Raw genomic sequence first — 18,006 nt, 5'->3', positions numbered from 1 at the left:
ATACCGCTTCAACCGCAATCAGTCTTCAGCTGAGTGACGTTGCGTTACCAAGGAGCGCGACCCTTGATTAGTCGCAGCCGTAACCGTCCTTGTCGTTGTCCAGGCGGTAGATGTCGTCGCCGATGACCTTGATGGGCCCTGTGACATACCCGGGGCCGTCACCAGAGCCAGGCAGACAGTCGACGTCGCTGGCGATCGGGACGCAGCCGCTGTAGTTCGGGTCGCACTTCGACGCCTGCGGCTTCTTGGTGCCGACGGCGACGACCTGGGTCACCGGCTGCTTCGTCACGGCGGACTTGACGAGCTTCCTGCCCGTCGTCACCCCGTCGGTGGTGGTCACCTCGTAGGTCAGGGTCCGTACCCCGTTCACGCCCTTGGTGCGGACGACCCGCTTGCCCTGGGCCAGCGACGAGTCCTTGACGGTCCGCTCGCCGTACCGGATGGTGGCCCGCTCCGTCACCGTCGTCACCTGCACCACGGGCGCGGCCGCCGCGCTGGACGCGCTGGGTTCCACCGACGGGGGTGCCGACGAAGGCACAGTGGAGGGTGCGGCAGCCGCCGACGACGCCTCCTCGGTCGGCTCGCCGGGTGTGGCCAGGATGGGCTGCTGCGGCTGCTCGGCAGCGGTGCCGCCAGTCTGGGTCGGCTTCGGCTCGCCGGTCAGCGCGCTGACGATGGCGGTGCCGGTGCAGCAGAGCAGCAGGATCGACAGGGTCACCGAGCCGAGGATCACGGCGGCCCGACCGGCGGGAGTGGTCCGACGGAACCAGTTGGGCCGGGGCTGCTGGCCGGGCGGCGGCGGGTACGACGGACCCGGGTTCTGTGGTGGTTGCATCGTCACGGCGATGAGTGTCGTCGCAAATACCGTGTGCAATATCCACCGTCGTGTTCGTCACCTGCGCCTTTCGCTTCCCGGGACGGGTCGGTGGGCGCGCCTGTGGGGGACGAGTCGATAGGCGCGGCAACCCACCAGGCCGGCGGGGCAGGGCCGATCGTGCGGGTGTCAGCACCACCAAAAACCGCAAATCACCATGCACCGGTTCGATGAGCGATCGGACGCCCGTCGCGGCGACGAAACTGTCGCGATGCCGTCACCCGGACGCGTTCATCGCTCCTGCAACCCCCAGCGAGGCGTCGGGGGCAGCGCCCTCGGCCGCGCACCCCGACACCGGCCCACGCGCCGGTGGCGAGCAACTCCACGGCGATGATCGGGTTGACGGCGGTCTGCCAGACCACCGCCTGGTGCCCGTACTCCCGCGTCGACAACGAGTGGACGACGCGAGAGTACGGGACGGGCGGGATCAGCCGATGCTGACGAGGGCGTTGTCCATTGCGCCGCGGAACTGGTCGTTGTTGGACAGACCCGGTCCCTTGGCGCCGATGTTGACCTTCGCCGTGTTGGTGATGGTCATCGTGGCACCGGTCGAGGACGCCACCGTCTCGCTGCCGACGATCAGGCTGAGGACGTCACCGCGCCGCTTGCACTGGACGAACTTCCAGCCCTGGTCGGCGATGGAGGCGTCGGCGGTGATGAGCAGCGACGCCGCCCCGCTGGGGCCGGTGCCGGCGATCCGGCAGCCCGGCTTGCCGTCGTCGAGCTGGAGCTTCCACTGCGCCGGGTCGGCGAAGACGCCTTTCTGCATGAGGTTGGCGCCGCTGGTCACCTGACCGGCTGAAACCTTCACCAGTGTGCTGATGGTGAAGTCCTGGCTGCCCGGGTTGAGGTTGGCGGCATCCGGGACCTGGACGACGGCGCTACCGGAGGCCGGGAAGGCGATCGCCGGGCTGGCGCCCCCACCACTGGGGCGGGTCGTACGCGAGATGGCGCCCGGGGCACCGACCGCGATGCAACCGGAGTCGCCGGGGGTGGCGACGTCGGCAAAGCACCCAGTCGTCCACGGACCGGGCTCGATCTGCCCGGTGGGAGTGGCGTCGAAGTCGAGGCGCAATTCCTCGGTGGCGGCGTACGCGGGTGCGGTGTCAACCAGGACTGCGGCGGCGAGAGCGGTGACGCCCAGAGCGAGTGCGGACATGGCACGACCCATGGTGGCCCCCCAGAGATTGGTCTGCAGGCCCCCGTGTGGCCGCAGCGCATCAATATGATCACTATGAGTACGGCCGCAGTCAATGCCGTCCGGGGTGGCCGGTCACCGTTCCTGCAGGCCCCAGGGGGAGCCGTATCCGTTCAGCAGGTCGAGGAAGGGCATCGGGGGCAGCGCCTCCGGCCCGAGCACCCCGACACCGGCCCACGCGCCGCTGGCGAGCAACTCCAACGCGACGACCGGGTTGACGGCGGTCTGCCAGACCACCGCCTGGTGCCCGTACTCCCGCATCGACCACTCGTTGTCGACCACGTGGTACAGGTAGACCTCGCGGGGTCGCCCGTCCGGGCCGAGGCCGCGTACCCAGGTGCCGGCGCAGGTCTTGCCGCGCATCCGGGCGCCGAGCGTGGCCGGGTCGGGCAGACTCGCGGCCACCACGTCACGCGGGGAGACCTCGACCCCGCGGACCCGCACCGGGGAGACCGCGTCCAGGCCGAGCTTGTGCAGTGTCTTGAGCACCTCGATGAACTCGTCGCCGAGGCCGTACTTGAAGGTGACCCGCCGGGCGTTGACCCAGCGCGGGATGAGCAGCACCTCCTCGTGTTCGACGTTGACGCACTCGACCGGCCCGATGCCCTCCGGGAAGTGGAAGACCTCCGGCTCGGAGAACGGTTCGGTGGTGAACCAGCCCCGGTCCCGCTCCCAGACGACTGGCGGGTTGAGGCACTCCTCGATGGTGGTCCAGATGGAGAACGAGGGCGCGAAGTCGTACCCGTCGACGGTGAGGTTCGCCCCGTCCCGCACACCGATCTCGTCGATCTCACTGAACAGCTCGTCGGCGGCGTACCGGGCGAACACGTCGGACAGGCCGGGCTCGACCCCGATGCCGCAGAGCGCGAGCCGACCGGCAGTCGACCAGGTGTCGGCCAGTGCGAACTGTTCGTCGCCGAGCTTCACGCCGGTCTCGGCGTGCGACAGCGACATCGCCATGTCCAGGTAGTCCGCGCCGGCCGCGAACGCGCCGTTGAAGATCGGCATGACGAAGCGCGGGTCGACGGCGTTGAGCACGTGCGTGATCCGGTGCTCCCGGCACAGCGCGGTGACCGCGTTGGCCGAGGCGGCGTCCACCTGGGCGGCGACGAAGCGGTCACCATGCCCGGCGACCGCCCGCTGGGCGCGAGCGGGGTCGTGGTCGGCAACCACCATGGTCTCGAAGAAGGTCCGTCGGGCGGCGATGGCTACGGCGGCGGAGCCGACGCCACCGGCGCCGACGAGGAGGACACGCATCAGGAATCAAACCCCAAACCGAAACGATCGAGAGTACGGAGCCAGAGGTCGCGCCGGCCCTCGCGCGCGTCGGCGCGGGCCAGTGACCAGCGGGTGAGATTGATGCCAACCGCGCGGACGGGTTCCGGCGGGAACGGCAGTGGCTTGCGGCGAACCAGGTCGAGCCCTGTCAGCGGGGTGTTCCCGCCGTCGAGCAGGTCGAGCAGTACCCGGGCGCCGAAGCGGGTGGCCCCGACGCCGAGGCCGGTGTAGCCGGCCGCGTACGCCAACCGACCGCCGTAGGCGGTGCCGAAGAACGGGCAGAACCGGGTGCAGGTGTCGATGACCCCGCCCCAGCGGTGGCTGAACCGCACGTCGGCGAGCTGCGGGAACGTGGTGAAGAAGTGGCGGGCGAGGGTGGTGAAGGTGGCCGGTCGTTGCTCCAGCTTGGGCGCGACCCGGTTGCCGTAGTGGTAGACGGCGTCGTAGCCGCCGAAGAGGATCCGCCCGTCGGCGGTGATGCGGTAGTAGTGGAACTGGTTGGCGGTGTCGGCGAGCCCCTGCCGGTTGCGCCAACCGATGGCGTTGCGCTGGGCCGGGGTGAGTGGCTCGGTCATCAGCACGTGGTCGTAGACCGGCACCAGGTACGCCCGCAGCCGGCGCAGCAGCGGCGGGAACGCGTTGGTGGCCAGCACCACCCGACGCGCCCGCACCGAGCCGGGTCGGCCGTCGGCCGGGGTGTCGGCCGGGTGGGCGGTGGGCTCGGCGCCCAGGGTGCTGGCGTGCAGCGCGGCACCGTCGGCGCGCAGCCCGGTGACCCTTGTGTGTTCGTGCACGCGTACGCCGAGGTCGAGGCAGGCGCGGCGAAGCCCCCAGGCCAGCTTCGCCGGGTCCACCATGGCCACCCGGTCGGCGTCGAACATCCCGCCCAGGTACGTCGGTGAGTGCACCTCTGCGCGTACCTCGTCCCGGTCGAGCAACCGCACCCGATGGCCGTACCGGCGGGCCAGGTCCGCGTCGGCCGCCAGCCCGTCGAGCTGGTACGGCTCGACGGCGACGGCCAGCTCACCGGTGCGCTCGAAGTCGCAGTCGATGTCGAACGCGGCGACGGTGGCGGCAATGGCGTCCAGGTTGTCCCGGCCGAGACGTTCCAACTCGCCGACCTCGTCGGGGAACCGGTCGACGCCGTTGGCGAGGCCGTGGGTCAGCGAGGCGGCGCAGAACCCGCCGTTGCGCCCGGACGCGGCCCAACCGCAGGTCCCGGCGTCGACGAGCAGCACGTCCCGGTCCGGGTCGGCCTGCTTCGCCAACAACGCGGCCCACAGCCCGCTGTACCCGCCGCCGATCACCAGCAGGTCGGCGGAGTGCGGGCCGACCAGTGCCGGCAGCGGGTCGGGGCGGTCCGGACGGTCGAGCCAGTACGGCACGGGTGCCGCGTCGGCCAACGCCCGGCCGGTGTGCGGAATCGTCATGACGGAGCACCGGTCGGAAGACCCGCATCCGGGAGGGTCATGACGACCGACGCAGGTGACCCGGCGGCCCGGCCAGCAGGTTGGCGCGGCGGGCCCGTCGACCGCGCAGCGAGCTGAGCCCCACCAGCAGCAGCGCGACCGCGAACATCGCGGTGCCGATCACGTTGACCTGCGGTGGGATGCCGCGCTGGGCAGCGCCCCAGACGTACATCGGGAACGTGACTGTGGTGCCGGCGTTGAAGTTCGTGATGATGAAGTCGTCGAAGCTCAGCGAGAAGGCCAGCAACGCGGCGGCCACGATGCCGGGCAGCACCAGCGGCAGGGTGATCCGCCGGAAGGTCTGCCACTCGTTGGCGTAGAGGTCCATGGCGGCCTCCTCCAGCCGCCGGTCCATCCCGGCGAGCCGCGCCTTCACGGTGACCACCACGAACGACACGCAGAACATCACGTGCGCGATCAGGATGGTCCAGAAGCCCTGCGGCACGCCCGCCGACACGAACAGGGCCAGCAACGACGTGCCCATCACCAACTCCGGGGTGGCCATCGGCAGGAAGATCAGCACGTTGATCCCGGACCGACCCCGGAAGCGGTGCCGGACCAGCGCGAACGCCATCAGGGTGCCGAGCACCGTGGCGACCACCGTGGCGAGGAAGCCGATCTGCACGCTGCGGACCACGGCGTCACACATGTCCGAGGTGGCACACGGCTGCCGCCAGTTGTCCAGTGTGAACTCGTTGAAGTCGTACGACAGTCGGCTCGACGGCCTGTTGAACGACAGTGCGGCCACCACCAGGATCGGCAGCGCCAGGTAACCGAGCACCAGCAACGCCACGATCATCACCCAGCGGTCCGCCAACCAGCGCGAGAGTCGCATTAGAGGACCTCCTCCGTGCCGGCCCTGCGCAGATAGCCGAAGACCACCGCGAGGATCGCCGCCATCAGCAGGAACGACAGTGCGGCGCCCTGCGGATAGTCCAGCCGGACCAGGAACGCCGAGTCGATGACGTTCCCGATCATGTATTCGTTCGGGGTGCCGAGCAGTTCGGCGTTGATGTAGTCGCCGCTGGCGGGGATGAAGAACAGCAGCGTGCCGGCGACCAGACCGGGCATGGACAGCGGCAGCGTCACCCGCCGGAACGCCTGCGCCGGGCTCGCGTACAGGTCGGTGGCCGCCTCGAGCAGCCGGGGGTCCAGCCGCTCCAGGCTCGCGTACAGCGGCAGCACCAGGAACGGCAGGAAGTTGTACGTCAGGCCGAGCACCACAGCGAACGGGGTGGCCAGCAGCCTGCCGTCCGGTGCGAGCAGGTGCACGTCCCGCAGCAGGCCGACCAGCGCGCCGTTGTCCGACAGGATCGTCTTCCAGGCCAGCGTGCGGACCAGGAAGCTGGTGAACATCGGCGCGACCACGCACACCAGCAGCAGGTTCTTCCACCGGCCGGCCTTCTGCGCGATCGCGTACGCCAGCGGGTAGCCGAGCAGCAGCGCCAGCACCAGGGCCAGCCCGGCGTAGCCGAACGAACGCAGGAACTGCGGCCAGTACGCCTGCACCACATCCGGGTAGTTGCCGAACGCCCAGGTCATCGCGTACCCGGTGGAGAGCGAGCCGCTGGGGTCGTACAGGCTGGCCGCCGCCAACTGCGCCAGCGGCACGCCGAAGAAGATGAGCAGCCAGGCCGCGCCGGGCAGCAGCAACAGGTACGGCAGGAGCCGGTGCCGCCCGGGTCGAGGTGCCGAGGGCGGTGGCTCCCCCGATCCGGTGCGGGCCAGGAGGGTCATGACGGCGCGCCGACCGGCTCGTCGAGCACCGGCGACGTCCGGTCGGTGTCGGCGGCGTCGCGGGGCAGCAGAAACGCGTGCCGGGGATCCCAGTACGCCACGGCTTCGCTGCCGACCGGCATCCGCTCCGACACGCCGCTGTTCGCGGCGAAGACCGACACCTCGGTGCCCCAGCCGGTGCGCAGCAGGTACTGCGTGCTGACTCCCACGTAGGAGGCGTCGGTGACCACCCCGGTGACGTGCTGATGTCCTTGGGGCACCTGGTCGGCGGAGCCGACCAGAATCAGCTTCTCGGGGCGTACCCCCAGGTGAACCGGACCGTGGTCGGCCCGCGACCGGCCGGCGGGCACCGAGAACCGCGTGCCGTGCGCCGTCACCGCGACGTCGCCGCCGCCGGCGCCGGTGGCCTCCCCGGCGAGCAGATTGGACTGGCCGAGGAAGTTCGCCACGAACGCGGTGGCGGGGAACTCGTAGATGTCGGCCGGGGCACCCAACTGCTCGATCCGGCCGGCGTTCATCACCGCGACGGTGTCGGCCATGGTCATGGCCTCCTCCTGGTCGTGGGTGACGTGCACGAAGGTGATGCCGACCTCGATCTGGATGCGCTTCAGCTCGATCTGCATCTGTCGGCGCAGTTTCAGGTCGAGTGCGCCCAACGGTTCGTCGAGCAGCAGCACCTGCGGCCGGTTGATCAGGGCGCGGGCCAGCGCGACCCGCTGCTGCTGACCACCGGAGAGCTGGGCGGGGCGGCGGTTGCCGTAACCGTCGAGCTGCACCAGGGACAGCATCCGGGTGACCTCGTCGTCGACCGAGCGGATGCCGCGTCGGCGCAGCCCGAAGGCGACGTTCTCGAAGATGCTGAGGTGGGGGAAGAGCGCGTAGCTCTGGAAGACGGTGTTGACCGGCCGCTTGTACGGCCGCAGCCGGGCAATGTCCCGGTCACCGAGGAGCACCTGGCCGGTTGTCGGTTCCTCCAGGCCGGCGATCATCCGCAACGTGGTGGTCTTGCCGCAGCCGGACGCGCCGAGCAGCGCGAAGAACGAGCCCTGTTCGATGGTCAGGCTGAGGTCGTCGACAGCGGTGAAGACGCCGAAGCGTTTGGTGAGGTTGGCCAGGCGCAGGTCGCCGGCGGGTGTCTCGCGCGCCATCCCCGTCACGCCCCGATGACCTGCTGGAACTTACCCTCGTACTCCCGTTCCTGCTTCTCGTCCAGGGCCATGAACACCTTGGACTTCGACAGCAGCGCCTCGTCGGGGAAGATCAGCGGGTTCGCTGCCAACTCGGGGTCGATCTTCTCCATCTCGGCCTGCGCGCCCTTGACCGGGCAGATGTAGTTGACGTAGGCGGCGAGCTTCGCCGCGACCGCCGGCTCGTAGTAGTAGTTGATCAGCGCTTCGGCGTTGCTCTTGTGGGTGGCCTTGTTGGGGACCATCATGTTGTCGCTGTAGAGCATCACGCCGGAGTCCGGCGCGACGAACCGCACCTTCTCGTCCTCACCGGAGAGTTGGATCACGTCCCCGGACCAGCCGATGCACGCGGCGATGTCACCCTTGGCCAGGTCGGGCGCGTAGTCGTTGCCGGTGAACTTGCGGATCTGGCCGGAGTCGACGGCCTTCTTGAGCTTGTTGAGGGCGTCGTCGAACTGGGCGGCGGTGAAGTTCGCCGGGTCGTGCCCGTTCGACCCGAGCAGCAGACCCATCGTGTCGCGCATCTCGCTGAGCGCTGTCACCTTGCCCTTGAGGTCGGGGCGGGTGAGCAACTCGTCCACTGTGCGCAGTTCCTTCGTGACGTTGCCGTTGTACGCCAGACCGGCGAGGCCGGACTGCCACGGGATGGAGATCCGGTTCTCGGTGTCGAAGGGGCGGTTGAGCAGCGACGGAAGCAGGTTGGCCTGCACGTTCGGGATGTTCGCCGGGTCCAGCTTCTGGATCCAGCCGAGCCGGATCATCCGGGCCGCCATCCAGTCGGTCAGCACGATGATGTCCCGGTCGGTGCTCTGGCAGGCGGCGAGCTGGTTCTGGACCTTGCCGAAGAACTCGTTGTTGTCGTTGATGTCCTCGGTGTAGGTCACCTGGATGCCGGTCTTCGTGATGAACTCGTCGAGGCTCGGCCGCTTGGACTCGTCCTTCTCGTCCACGTCCATGTACTGCGGCCAGTTGGCGAAGGCGAGCTTCTTCTCGGTGCCGGAGAGGTCCTCGCTGACGCAGCCGGCTTCGGTCTGCTGCGCACCCTTGGTGCCGCAGCCCGCGAGGCTGCCGCCCATGGTGAGCAGGGCGGCCGAACCGAGAGTGCCGGTGAGCAGTCCACGCCGGGAGAGGGGCCGGAGGGGAGTACGCATGACGACTCCTAGGGGGTCATCGTCGGCGGGCGGGACGGGGAGGCGCGCCGGCGGGAATGTCGGGAGGATGAAGTGCCATGGACGACTGATCCTGACATGAGGTGACCTCCCTTACAAGGGATTCCGTTGTGGGAATAGCGATGTACGACGAAATACGCCAGACTACGCGGGGATACACGCGCGACATCACGATTCGGGATATGGGGAGCGGGCAATGACAAACCGGCAGCACGAGAACAGCAACGGCGGTCGACGCGTCGCTGTCCGTGACGGTGCCAATCACGCTCTGCTGGATGACGTGGCCAAGCAGATCATCGAGCAGCTCCAGGAGGACGGCCGCCGCCCCTACGCGACGATCGGCAAGGCGGTGGGGCTGTCCGAGGCGGCGGTCCGCCAGCGGGTGCAGCGGCTGCTCGACTCCGGCGTGATGCAGATCGTGGCGGTGACCGATCCGCTCCAGCTCGGCTTCCCCCGGCAGGCGATGATCGGCCTGCGTACCGACGGTGACCTGGAGGCGGTCGCGGACCGGCTGGCCGAGCTGGAGGAGGTCGACTACGTGGTGATCACCGCGGGGTCGTTCGACCTGCTCACCGAGGTGGTCTGCCGCAACGACGACCACCTGCTGGAGATCCTGCAACGGCTGCGCGCCGTGCCCGGGGTGCTCTCCACCGAGGCGTTCGTCTATCTCAAGCTGCGCAAGCAGACCTACACCTGGGGCACGGCCTGAGCTTCCCTTTGATCAACTCGGCTTTCCGGAAGTCGGGGCGTCCGGGCCGCCCTGATGCCCCGGTTTCCGGCAACCCGAGTGGATCGAGCCGGCGGCCGCGGGGGGAGCTACCACCGGTCAGGCCCTTTGGAGCTGATGTCGCAAACGATTCAGCGGCCGGCGGACGCGACCTGGACAGCCGAGCGGCACCCGACGACAGCCGTGATGCCGCAACCGATTCGGCGGCCGGCGGGCGACCTGGACGGCCGAGCGGCACCCGACCGACTCGTCCTGATGTCGCAAACGATTCAGCTCCAAAGGCAGCCACCAGCACACCTCCGGCCCCCGCCCAGACTCCCGCCGACCGCCGACGAACCGGCCAGCAGCAGTACGAATTCCGTTGCATCCATGACGTCAGCGCGCTGAATCCGTCGCCAACGGACGGTGATACCGCCGATAACACTTGCTTCGTAGCGTGAGACTGTGCGATAACCGTTGGCAGAGCGGCCGGCCTCACCCCGTTGACCGGCCCGATGACCGATGGGGCTGACATGGCCAACGCCACCGACCACCTCTGGATGCACTTCACCCGGATGGCGAGCTACTCCGCCGGTGAGGTGCCGACCATCGTGCGCGGCGAGGGTGCGTACGTGTGGGACGCGCAGGGCCGCCGCTACCTCGACGGGCTCGCCGGGCTCTTCGTGGTCAACGCCGGCCACGGCCGCACCGAGTTGGCGGAGGCTGCCGCCAAGCAGGCCGGCGAGCTGGCCTACTTCCCGCTCTGGTCGTACGCCCACCCGAAGGCCGTCGAGCTGGCCGAGCGGATCGCCGCGCTCACCCCCGGCGACCTCAACCGGATCTTCTTCACCACCGGGGGCTCCGAGGCCGTCGAGGCGGCGTGGAAGCTGGCCCGCGCCTACTTCAAGCGCACCGGCAAGCCCAACAAGTACAAGGTGATCAGCCGCTACATCGCCTACCACGGCACCTCCATGGGCGCCCTGTCGATCACCGGCCTGCCCGGCATCAAGAGCGACTTCGAGCCACTGGTGCCGGGCGCGATCAAGGTGCCGAACACGAACTACTACCGGGCGCCCGAGCACGGCGACGACCCCGAGGCGTTCGGCCGTTGGGCCGCCGACGAGATCGGTCGGGCCATCGAGCGAGAGGGGCCGGACACTGTCGCCGCGGTCTTCCTCGAGCCCGTGCAGAACTCCGGCGGGTGCTTCCCACCCCCTCCCGGCTACTTCGACCGGGTACGGGAGATCTGCGACGCGTACGACGTGCTGCTCGTCTCGGACGAGGTGATCTGCTCGTGGGGCCGGTTGGGTGAATACTTCGGCGCGGTGCGCTACGGCTACCAGCCGGACATCATCACCACCGCCAAGGGCATCACCTCCGGCTACGCCCCGCTCGGCGCGATGATCGCCAGCGACCGGCTGATGGAGCCGTTCCTCACCGAGACCGGCATGTTCGCCCACGGGGTGACCTTCGGTGGACACCCGGTCTCCTGCGCGGTGGCCCTGGCCAACCTGGAGGTCTTCGCCCGCGAAGACCTGGTCGGGCACGTACGCGCCAACGAGGCCGCCTTCCGGGCCACCCTGGAGAAGCTGTACGACCTGCCGATCGTCGGCGACGTCCGCGGCGACGGCTACTTCTACGGCATCGAACTGGTCAAGGACAAGACCACCCGGGAGACCTTCAACGAGGCCGAGTCGGAGCGCCTGCTGCGCGGCTTCCTCTCCACCGCCCTGTTCCAGGCGGGCCTCTACTGCCGGGCCGACGACCGGGGCGACCCCGTCATCCAGTTGGCCCCGCCTCTGATCGCCGAGCAGCAGCACTTCGACGAGATCGAACAGATCCTCCGCACAGTCCTAACCCAAGCCTGGACCAAGCTCTAACCCCACCCACCCACCCCACCCACCCCAGACCGTGTTGATCAAGAGGTTTGCGTCAAGAACGCGCCAGACCATGACCGAAACCTCTTGATCAACGCCGGGAACGGCGGGGGCCGGGCGGCGCGGGGGGGCCGGGAAGGGTCGGGGGCCGGGGGTTAGTGGTTGGGGGGGATTACTCGGAGGTGGCCTCGGCGGCCGGTCTGGTGGGGGTTCTCCGAGTGGTGCTGGTCCGGCTCCGGAGGGCGGGGGGCCGGGCGGGCGGCTTCGCGGACCGCTTCGGCCAACGCGACCAGGTCGTCAGTGGTGGGCGGCGGCGGCTCGAACTCGCCCTCGTGCCGGACGACGTCCCAGCCCCGCGGGGCGGTGAGGCTGCGGGCGTGCGGCTCACACAGGTCGTACGTGTGTGGCTCGGCGAACGCCGCCAGTGGCCCCACCACCGCTGTCGACTCGTTGTAGACATAGGTCAATGTGGCGACCGCTTGCCGGGGGCAGCCGTTACGGGAGCAGCGCCGTGGTGACCTCACGTGCGGCAGGGTATCTCCATTACCGGGTCCGGCGCATCGGTTCGCGTTGCGACACGCCCGTCATGGTGATCACAGTCGACCGTCCTGGGCGCGCCGCGCCACAGGATCGGCGCTGCCGCTGGCCAGCCCGACACGGGCGCTACCCTTTGCCTCATGACGAGCCCGGAACACCGCCGCCCCGGCTCGGGCCGGCGTGCGCATCGGGACCGGCACGGGCGCGGCCTGCGCGGGCGGCTGGTCCCGGCCACCGTGCCGCTGGCACGGACCAAGGCCGAGGTCTTCGACGACCTGGTTCTGGACACCGTCGAGACGTTGGAGCGTCGGTTCGCCAAGGAGCTGGCGGGTGTTGAGTTCGCGGTCGAGGACGTCCCGCCGGACCTGAACGTCTACGACTCGGATGTGCTGGAGGACGGCGAGGTCCCGCTGGCCCGGCTGCTGCCCGGTCGCCCGGGCCGGCAGGAGATGCCGCCGCGGATCGTGCTGTACCGACGGCCCCTGGAGTTCCGGGCGATGGACCGCGAGGACCTCGCCGATCTCGTCCATGACGTGATCATCGAACAGGTGGCGAACCTGCTCGGGGTGGACCCGGACGAGCTCGCCTGAGCCGACCTCCGAGCGGAGAGTCGGGCGGCCCCCACCGCCTCGACCTCACACCGCCCCGACCTGAGACCGGTCAGGCGGCCCGCCGCTTCAACTTGCGCCGCTCCCGCTCGGAGAGCCCACCCCAGATTCCGAACCGCTCGTCGTGACCCAGAGCGTATTCAAGGCACTCGGTCTTGACCTCGCAACGCGAACAGATCCGCTTCGCCTCGCGGGTCGAGCCGCCCTTCTCGGGAAAGAACGCCTCGGGGTCGGTCTGCGAGCACAACGCCCGCTCCTGCCACTCCGGCGCGTTTCCGAGCAGGTCGGCCACCTCAAGCTGGCCGTCCATCAAATGCCTCCTTGTCGCGCACCGGCGTCATCGCCGCTGCAACCCCCCACGCGAAAGGCGTGCTTGTCCGTCCGGTCCCGTTTTGTTGCGTTCCGTGCGAACAACCCCATTCAAATTACACGCGTGTAATGCGTGCGCCGTCAAGCCAAACTTGATAATGGAGTCGCCCTCCCGACACCCTCGGCCGACCCACTCGGGCCGTCCAGCCTCGCAACCTGCCCTATCGATTCAGACCCCGGCCGAGTAACGCCCTCTCCGGCGAGTTGCCCGACTTTTCTCCCGTGGCGCTTTCCCGACGAGTCGCCGGCCGGACGGCACCGGAGACCTCCAACGCTAAGCTGATCTTGGTGGGAGACAGGTTAACGCGACGCGGCACAGACTGCCTGTCGAGCCGCAGACAGCACTCGCGCCCCGTCCATGATGTGGACGGGGCGCGGCGGTAGAACCGATTCGTCGAGATCAGTCAGTTGCACCAAAACCGCTGCTCGGCCAGGCGAATTCAGCTATCTCTCCACCATGGACAGAAATCGTGCCGGCGGACGTACGGTTGTCTCACCAGACGGTATAGATCCCGCTCGGCAGACCGGGATAGACCGCACTGTGGAACGAGCCGTCCCGCACCTTGCGCTCGCGCACCGCCGAGTGGACCCGCCGGTCGTCGTCGCGACTGATCTCGATCTCCCGCCCCCGCAGATCCCGACCCGTGTAGATGATCAGGGCACCGGTGTCGCCGCCCATATCCAGGACGACACTCCCGGTCTCCGACGGCCCGTACGCGTGCTCGTGCATCCGCCCGCCCCCTGCGCGGTCAGGACGCCGCCGACGGGTTGTTGAACCAGTCGGCGGTCAACGTCTGCCGGCGGGTCAGTCGCTGCCGCTTCCGCTGATCACTGGTCATGGGCAGCCTTTCCGGCGTGGCGCGAACGCGCCCGCGGAGAGGGACGGGTCCGACGCCGCCTCGCGACACCGCCGGGCCCCTGAGGGGACACCGGTGGCGGTCCTCGCCGTGACCGCCACCGGCACCGCGTGGTACGGCCGGCGGCGGGGAAAGGTTCGACGTCAGGGCCGGGCGTGACCGTACGCGGTCGACCGCTTGCGCGCCGGGCGACCGGCGGCCTTCGCGATGGCCCGCAACTGCTCCTCGGTACGCGCCGACCCGTTGTCGGAGCCGGCCATCCGGGAGATCGTCTCCTCCATCAGCGTGCCGCCGAGGTCGTTGCAGCCACCCTGGAGCATCGCGACAGTGCCCTCGTCACCCAGCTTCACCCAGGAGCACTGGATGTTGTCGATCCGGCCGTGCAGCAGCAACCGGGACATGGCGTGCACCACCCGGTTCTCCCGCCAGGTCGGCCCCGGTCGGGCGATACCCGCCAGATAGATCGGAGCATTGGTGTGCACGAACGGCAGCGCCACGAACTCGGTGAACCCGCCGGTACGGTCCTGCACCCCGGCCAGCACCCGGAAGTGCGCCAGCCACTGCCCGGGGTGGTCGACGTGGCCGTACATCATCGTGGAGCTGGACCGGATGCCCAGCTCGTGTGCGGTGCTCACCACCTCGACCCAGGCGGCGGCCGGGAGTTTGCCCTTGGTGAGCACCCAGCGCACGTCGTCGTCGAGGATCTCGGCGGCGGTGCCGGGGATGGTGTCCAGCCCGGCCTCGCGGAGCTGGAGCAGCCACTCGCGAACCGGCACGCCGGCCTTCGCGGCGGCGGTGACGATCTCCATCGGGGAGAACGCGTGCACGTGCATCTCCGGCACCCGGGCCTTGATGGCGCGCACGATGTCGGCGTACCCGGTCACCGGCATCTTCGGGTCGATGCCGCCCTGCAGGCACACCTCGCTGGCACCGGCCGCCCACGCCTGCTCGGCCCGGTCCGCGACCTGCTCGACGGAGAGCCGGTACGCGTCGGCGTCCCGCTCGCGCTGGGCGAAGGCGCAGAAGCGGCAGCCCACGTAGCAGACGTTGCTGAAGTTGATGTTGCGGTTGACCACGTAGGTCACGTCGTCGCCGACCGCGTCGCGGCGCACGTCGTCGGCGAGGCGGCACAACTCGTCGAGCGCTGGCCCGTCCGCCGCGAACAACGCCAGCGCCGCGTCGGTGTTGGCGGGTTCGAGCAGCGCCGCCGGGTCGTCAACCGCGAGCCGGAGCCCCGCCGCCAGGTCACGGTCCGCACCACCGCCGGCCGCCACCGGGGGTACGCCCGCCCGACGCGCCGCCGCCTCCGGGGTGACCTTGTCGGCCACCTCGGCCCAGTCGCCGTAGACGCTGTCGAAGTCACCCCGCCGGTCATCGGTGCGGCCCGTGGTGTCGATGGTGGCGTGCAGGTCGGTCCGGCCGCCGAACGTCTCCTCCGGCTCCTGCCAGGGCCGGCCCTGCGGCATCGCCGACTCGACGGCCATGCCGGTGGCCGGGTCGGCCAGCGCGCTCACGTGCGGCAGCAGGCGCGGGTCGAGCCACGGGTCGCCCGCGCGCACGTACTCGGGGTAGATGGTCAACCGCTCCCGCAACGTGAACCCGGCCAGCTCGCTGTGCCGGGCCAACTCCTCGATCTGCGGCCACGGACGCTCCGGGTTGACGTGGTCCGGGGTGAGCGGCGAGACGCCGCCCCAGTCGTCGATGCCGGCACGCAGCAGCAGGTCGTACTCGCCGGCGATGAGGTTCGGCGGGGCCTGGATGCGGGCCTTCGGGCCGAGCAGCAACCGCGCCACCGCCACCGTGGCGGCCAGATCGTGCAGCTCCGCGTCGGGCATGCCACGCATCGCCGTGTCCGGCTTGGCGCGGAAGTTCTGCACGATCACCTCCTGGAGGTGGCCGTACTCCCGGTGGGCGCGACGGATCGCGAAGAGCGCGTCCACCCGCTCCGCCGGGGTCTCCCCGATGCCGATCAGGATGCCGGTGGTGAACGGCACCCCCACCCGGCCGGCGTCCTCGAGCACCCGCAACCGGACCGCCGGTTCCTTGTCCGGTGAGCCGAAGTGCGGACCGCCCGGCTCGGACCAGAGCCGGGTCGCCGTCGTCTCCAACATCATGCCCATGCTCGGCGCGACCGGCTTGAGCCGCTGCAACTCCGACCAGGACAGCACCCCCGGGTTGAGGTGCGGCAGCAGGCCGGTTTCCTCCAGCACCGCCACCGCGCAGGCGCGCAGGTAGTCCAGGGTCGAGTCGTAACCGCGTTCGTCCAACCAGGTCCGGGCCGCCGGCCACCGTTCCTCCGGCCGGTCACCCAGGGTGAACAGCGCCTCCTTGCAGCCCTGCTCGGCACCGGCCCGGGCGATGGCCAGCACCTCGTCCCGGTCCAGGAACGGCGCCGGCAAGCGGTGCGGCACCGTCGCGAACGTGCAGTAGTGGCAGCGGTCCCGGCACAGCCGGGTCAGCGGAATGAAGACCTTTTTGGAGTACGTGACCACACCCGGCCGCCCGGCGTCGCGCAGCCCGGCGTCGCGGATCCCACCGGCCAACCGGAGCAGCTCGTCGAGCGCGGCACCACGGGCGGACAGCAGCGCGGTCGCCTCGTCGACGTCCAGCGCCCGCCCGTTCGCGGCCCGGCCCAGGGCCCGCCGAACGCTCGCATCGCTGGGAACGGACTGGGTGCGATCAACCATCCACTCACCCTATGCGCAGCGCTGCGCCACCCCACCAGTCCCGGCCCGCACCGTGGGAAACGGCACTGGACGATCATGGCACGCCTGCCGCGACCGGAGGTCGCTGAACGCGCTGGCGGCCGTCCGTCAACCACCCGACCTCGTCGATCAGGGCGATCACCGCACCCGGCGGTCACCGCACCCCAGGCCGCTTCGCTTCCCACAGCTGGCAATCTTGGACAGTTTCCGTCAGCTCGGAACGGAAAGTGTCCAAGATCTACGTTGCCTGCCCGCTCCCCCGCCCCGCGCGGCCCCGGTCGGCCGGGGCCGCGGGGCCGCGCGGTCGGGCGGGCGGACGGACGGACGCGATACCGAGGTCGACGGGGCGGAGATGACTGACCGCGACCCTCGAATGTGAGCCGGGCCCCGTTACCAACCGTCCGAAGGCTGCTGGTCGGGTGAAGTCAGCGGGGTTGATCCGGGTGGTCGTTGGGCTTGATGTGCTGCGTGCGGTCGGTGTCCGGGTCGGTGGGGTGGGAAATGACCTCGGTAGGGTCGGCCGACTTGCGCGGGATGGCCTGCGTGGGGTCGGCGAACTGGCGCGGGATGGCCTGCGTGGGGTCGGCCGACGGCGGCTGCCCGAACGGGGGCGCGGCCGGGGACGGCGACTGCGGGGCCGGGCTGGCCGGCGGCGCTGACTGCGGCGCGGCCGGAAACGGCGGTGCCGACTGCGGGTGCTGCGGGGCCGGGAACGGCGGGGCGGACTGCGGGTGCGGCGGGGCCGACTGCGGAGCCTGGAACGGCGGCGACGGCTGGCCGAACGGGCCGGCCTGCGGGTAACCGGCCGACTGACCGGGAGCGGGCCAACCGCCCTGCGGCTGGCCACCGGGCTGACCGGGAGCCGGCCACCCGCCCTGCTGCTGCGGCCAGCCCGGCTGCGGCTGGCCGTAGACGCCCGGCTGCGGCTTGGGTCGCGGCACGTAGTAGTGGGCGCGCCAGATCGTGTAGACCACCCAGGCGGCGATCGCGAAGATCACCATCCAGGCGAACCGGGTGAGCACACCGAGCAGCGCGTCGAGCACCTCGGCCTCGGCCAGCCGACCCACCGTCCAGATCAGCATGGTCAGCGTGCCGAACAGGGCGCTGACCGCGTACTCGATCAGGGCTGCCTGGGTGATCAGCTTCGCCTTCGCCAGCACCGGCGAGATGTGCGTGGCCAGCAGCACCGCCAGCACTGGCAGAGCCACCCCCTCCACCCCGAGGAACGCGTAGAAGGCGCTGCCCGCCCGGTCGGTGAAGGAGCTGTAGTCGTTCGGGGCGACCAACCGGAGCAGGCCCACGAAGAGGAACACGGCGTTGGCGCCGAGCAGCGCGAGCGCGGCGAGCTCACGCAGTGGCTTGGTCAGCTGACGGGCCTGTGTCGCGTCAGCGGACGCGGGCTCGGTGGGGCTGGTCACGAGCTCCCCCTCGGGGC

The 18,006-nt window shown here is 70.0% G+C and carries 16 protein-coding genes; 3 read left to right on the top strand and 13 right to left on the bottom strand.

The annotated features are described in order from the left end of the window. Positions 1-67: 67 nt before the first annotated feature. From AB0C03_RS19480 to AB0C03_RS19440, 8 genes are all read right to left on the bottom strand, one after another. A complete protein-coding gene (locus AB0C03_RS19480; RefSeq protein WP_357638378.1) occupies positions 68-835 on the bottom strand; it encodes a G5 domain-containing protein in 768 nt (255 codons plus the stop codon). Positions 836-1,301: 466 nt separating this feature from the next. Next, complete coding sequence (locus AB0C03_RS19470; RefSeq protein ID WP_357638189.1) at positions 1,302-2,033, bottom strand: LamG-like jellyroll fold domain-containing protein; 732 nt, start codon at positions 2,031-2,033, stop codon at positions 1,302-1,304. 114 nt (positions 2,034-2,147) lie between these two features. After that, positions 2,148-3,329 carry a saccharopine dehydrogenase family protein gene (locus tag AB0C03_RS19465; protein ID WP_357638187.1) on the bottom strand — a complete coding sequence of 394 codons (1,182 nt, stop codon included), beginning with the start codon at positions 3,327-3,329 and terminating at the stop codon, positions 2,148-2,150. Further along, positions 3,329-4,780, bottom strand: a complete 1,452-nt coding sequence (locus AB0C03_RS19460; RefSeq protein WP_357638185.1) for an NAD(P)/FAD-dependent oxidoreductase — start codon at positions 4,778-4,780, stop codon at positions 3,329-3,331. Before AB0C03_RS19460 ends, AB0C03_RS19465 begins: the two co-directional genes overlap by 1 nt. 37 nt (positions 4,781-4,817) lie before the next feature. Further along, positions 4,818-5,654, bottom strand: coding sequence for an ABC transporter permease (locus AB0C03_RS19455; RefSeq protein ID WP_036412865.1), 837 nt, complete (start codon positions 5,652-5,654; stop codon positions 4,818-4,820). Next, positions 5,654-6,556 carry an ABC transporter permease gene (locus AB0C03_RS19450; RefSeq protein ID WP_030338300.1) on the bottom strand — a complete coding sequence of 301 codons (903 nt, stop codon included), beginning with the start codon at positions 6,554-6,556 and terminating at the stop codon, positions 5,654-5,656. The genes AB0C03_RS19455 and AB0C03_RS19450 overlap by 1 nt, the downstream gene beginning before the upstream one ends. Further along, a complete protein-coding gene (locus tag AB0C03_RS19445; RefSeq protein ID WP_210867103.1) occupies positions 6,553-7,704 on the bottom strand; it encodes an ABC transporter ATP-binding protein in 1,152 nt (383 codons plus the stop codon). The genes AB0C03_RS19450 and AB0C03_RS19445 overlap by 4 nt, the downstream gene beginning before the upstream one ends. A gap of 5 nt (positions 7,705-7,709) precedes the next feature. Next, on the bottom strand, positions 7,710-8,894 hold the full coding sequence (locus tag AB0C03_RS19440) for a polyamine ABC transporter substrate-binding protein (RefSeq protein WP_357638182.1): 1,185 nt from the start codon (positions 8,892-8,894) through the stop codon (positions 7,710-7,712). Positions 8,895-9,108: 214 nt separating this feature from the next. On the opposite strand from AB0C03_RS19440, the gene AB0C03_RS19435 reads away from it, so the two are divergent. After that, positions 9,109-9,621 carry an Lrp/AsnC family transcriptional regulator gene (locus tag AB0C03_RS19435; protein WP_030338307.1) on the top strand — a complete coding sequence of 171 codons (513 nt, stop codon included), beginning with the start codon at positions 9,109-9,111 and terminating at the stop codon, positions 9,619-9,621. 530 nt (positions 9,622-10,151) lie between these two features. Then, positions 10,152-11,498, top strand: a complete 1,347-nt coding sequence (locus tag AB0C03_RS19430) for an aspartate aminotransferase family protein (protein WP_030338309.1) — start codon at positions 10,152-10,154, stop codon at positions 11,496-11,498. 152 nt (positions 11,499-11,650) lie between these two features. Here the strand turns inward: AB0C03_RS19430 and AB0C03_RS19425 are convergent, their stop codons facing one another. Further along, positions 11,651-12,019: a DUF3499 domain-containing protein gene (locus tag AB0C03_RS19425; protein WP_030338263.1), complete on the bottom strand. Its 369-nt coding sequence runs from the start codon at positions 12,017-12,019 to the stop codon at positions 11,651-11,653. Positions 12,020-12,172: 153 nt separating this feature from the next. Between AB0C03_RS19425 and AB0C03_RS19420 the strand changes: the two genes are divergently transcribed. After that, entirely contained in the window at positions 12,173-12,622 is a 450-nt protein-coding gene (locus AB0C03_RS19420; RefSeq protein ID WP_030338265.1) for a metallopeptidase family protein, read from the top strand. A gap of 70 nt (positions 12,623-12,692) precedes the next feature. Here AB0C03_RS19420 and AB0C03_RS19415 read toward each other — a convergent pair whose 3' ends face one another. The 4 genes from AB0C03_RS19415 to AB0C03_RS19400 form a co-directional block, all read right to left on the bottom strand. Continuing rightward, positions 12,693-12,950 carry a WhiB family transcriptional regulator gene (locus AB0C03_RS19415; protein ID WP_007455784.1) on the bottom strand — a complete coding sequence of 86 codons (258 nt, stop codon included), beginning with the start codon at positions 12,948-12,950 and terminating at the stop codon, positions 12,693-12,695. 552 nt (positions 12,951-13,502) lie between these two features. Beyond that, complete coding sequence (locus tag AB0C03_RS19410; RefSeq protein WP_247675714.1) at positions 13,503-13,739, bottom strand: phospholipase; 237 nt, start codon at positions 13,737-13,739, stop codon at positions 13,503-13,505. Between the two features lie 270 nt (positions 13,740-14,009). After that, a complete protein-coding gene (locus tag AB0C03_RS19405; protein WP_030338270.1) occupies positions 14,010-16,553 on the bottom strand; it encodes a bifunctional FO biosynthesis protein CofGH in 2,544 nt (847 codons plus the stop codon). A gap of 443 nt (positions 16,554-16,996) precedes the next feature. Then, on the bottom strand, positions 16,997-17,989 hold the full coding sequence (locus tag AB0C03_RS19400) for a hypothetical protein (protein WP_357638179.1): 993 nt from the start codon (positions 17,987-17,989) through the stop codon (positions 16,997-16,999). Positions 17,990-18,006 lie beyond the last annotated feature (17 nt).

It is taken from the genome of Micromonospora parva, from assembly GCF_040649675.1.
GTDB classification, from domain to species: domain Bacteria; phylum Actinomycetota; class Actinomycetes; order Mycobacteriales; family Micromonosporaceae; genus Micromonospora; species Micromonospora parva.
This window is presented reverse-complemented; position numbering and strand designations above follow the sequence as displayed.

Coding starts and splice junctions, on each gene's coding strand:
- AB0C03_RS19480 (WP_357638378.1), bottom strand. CDS start 835: ATGCAACCACCACAGAACCCGGGTCCGTCGTACCCGCCGCCGCCCGGC.
- AB0C03_RS19470 (WP_357638189.1), bottom strand. CDS start 2,033: ATGTCCGCACTCGCTCTGGGCGTCACCGCTCTCGCCGCCGCAGTCCTG.
- AB0C03_RS19465 (WP_357638187.1), bottom strand. CDS start 3,329: ATGCGTGTCCTCCTCGTCGGCGCCGGTGGCGTCGGCTCCGCCGCCGTA.
- AB0C03_RS19460 (WP_357638185.1), bottom strand. CDS start 4,780: ATGACGATTCCGCACACCGGCCGGGCGTTGGCCGACGCGGCACCCGTG.
- AB0C03_RS19455 (WP_036412865.1), bottom strand. CDS start 5,654: ATGCGACTCTCGCGCTGGTTGGCGGACCGCTGGGTGATGATCGTGGCG.
- AB0C03_RS19450 (WP_030338300.1), bottom strand. CDS start 6,556: ATGACCCTCCTGGCCCGCACCGGATCGGGGGAGCCACCGCCCTCGGCA.
- AB0C03_RS19445 (WP_210867103.1), bottom strand. CDS start 7,704: ATGGCGCGCGAGACACCCGCCGGCGACCTGCGCCTGGCCAACCTCACC.
- AB0C03_RS19440 (WP_357638182.1), bottom strand. CDS start 8,894: ATGCGTACTCCCCTCCGGCCCCTCTCCCGGCGTGGACTGCTCACCGGC.
- AB0C03_RS19435 (WP_030338307.1), top strand. CDS start 9,109: ATGACAAACCGGCAGCACGAGAACAGCAACGGCGGTCGACGCGTCGCT.
- AB0C03_RS19430 (WP_030338309.1), top strand. CDS start 10,152: ATGGCCAACGCCACCGACCACCTCTGGATGCACTTCACCCGGATGGCG.
- AB0C03_RS19420 (WP_030338265.1), top strand. CDS start 12,173: ATGACGAGCCCGGAACACCGCCGCCCCGGCTCGGGCCGGCGTGCGCAT.
- AB0C03_RS19415 (WP_007455784.1), bottom strand. CDS start 12,950: ATGGACGGCCAGCTTGAGGTGGCCGACCTGCTCGGAAACGCGCCGGAG.
- AB0C03_RS19410 (WP_247675714.1), bottom strand. CDS start 13,739: ATGCACGAGCACGCGTACGGGCCGTCGGAGACCGGGAGTGTCGTCCTG.
- AB0C03_RS19405 (WP_030338270.1), bottom strand. CDS start 16,553: ATGGTTGATCGCACCCAGTCCGTTCCCAGCGATGCGAGCGTTCGGCGG.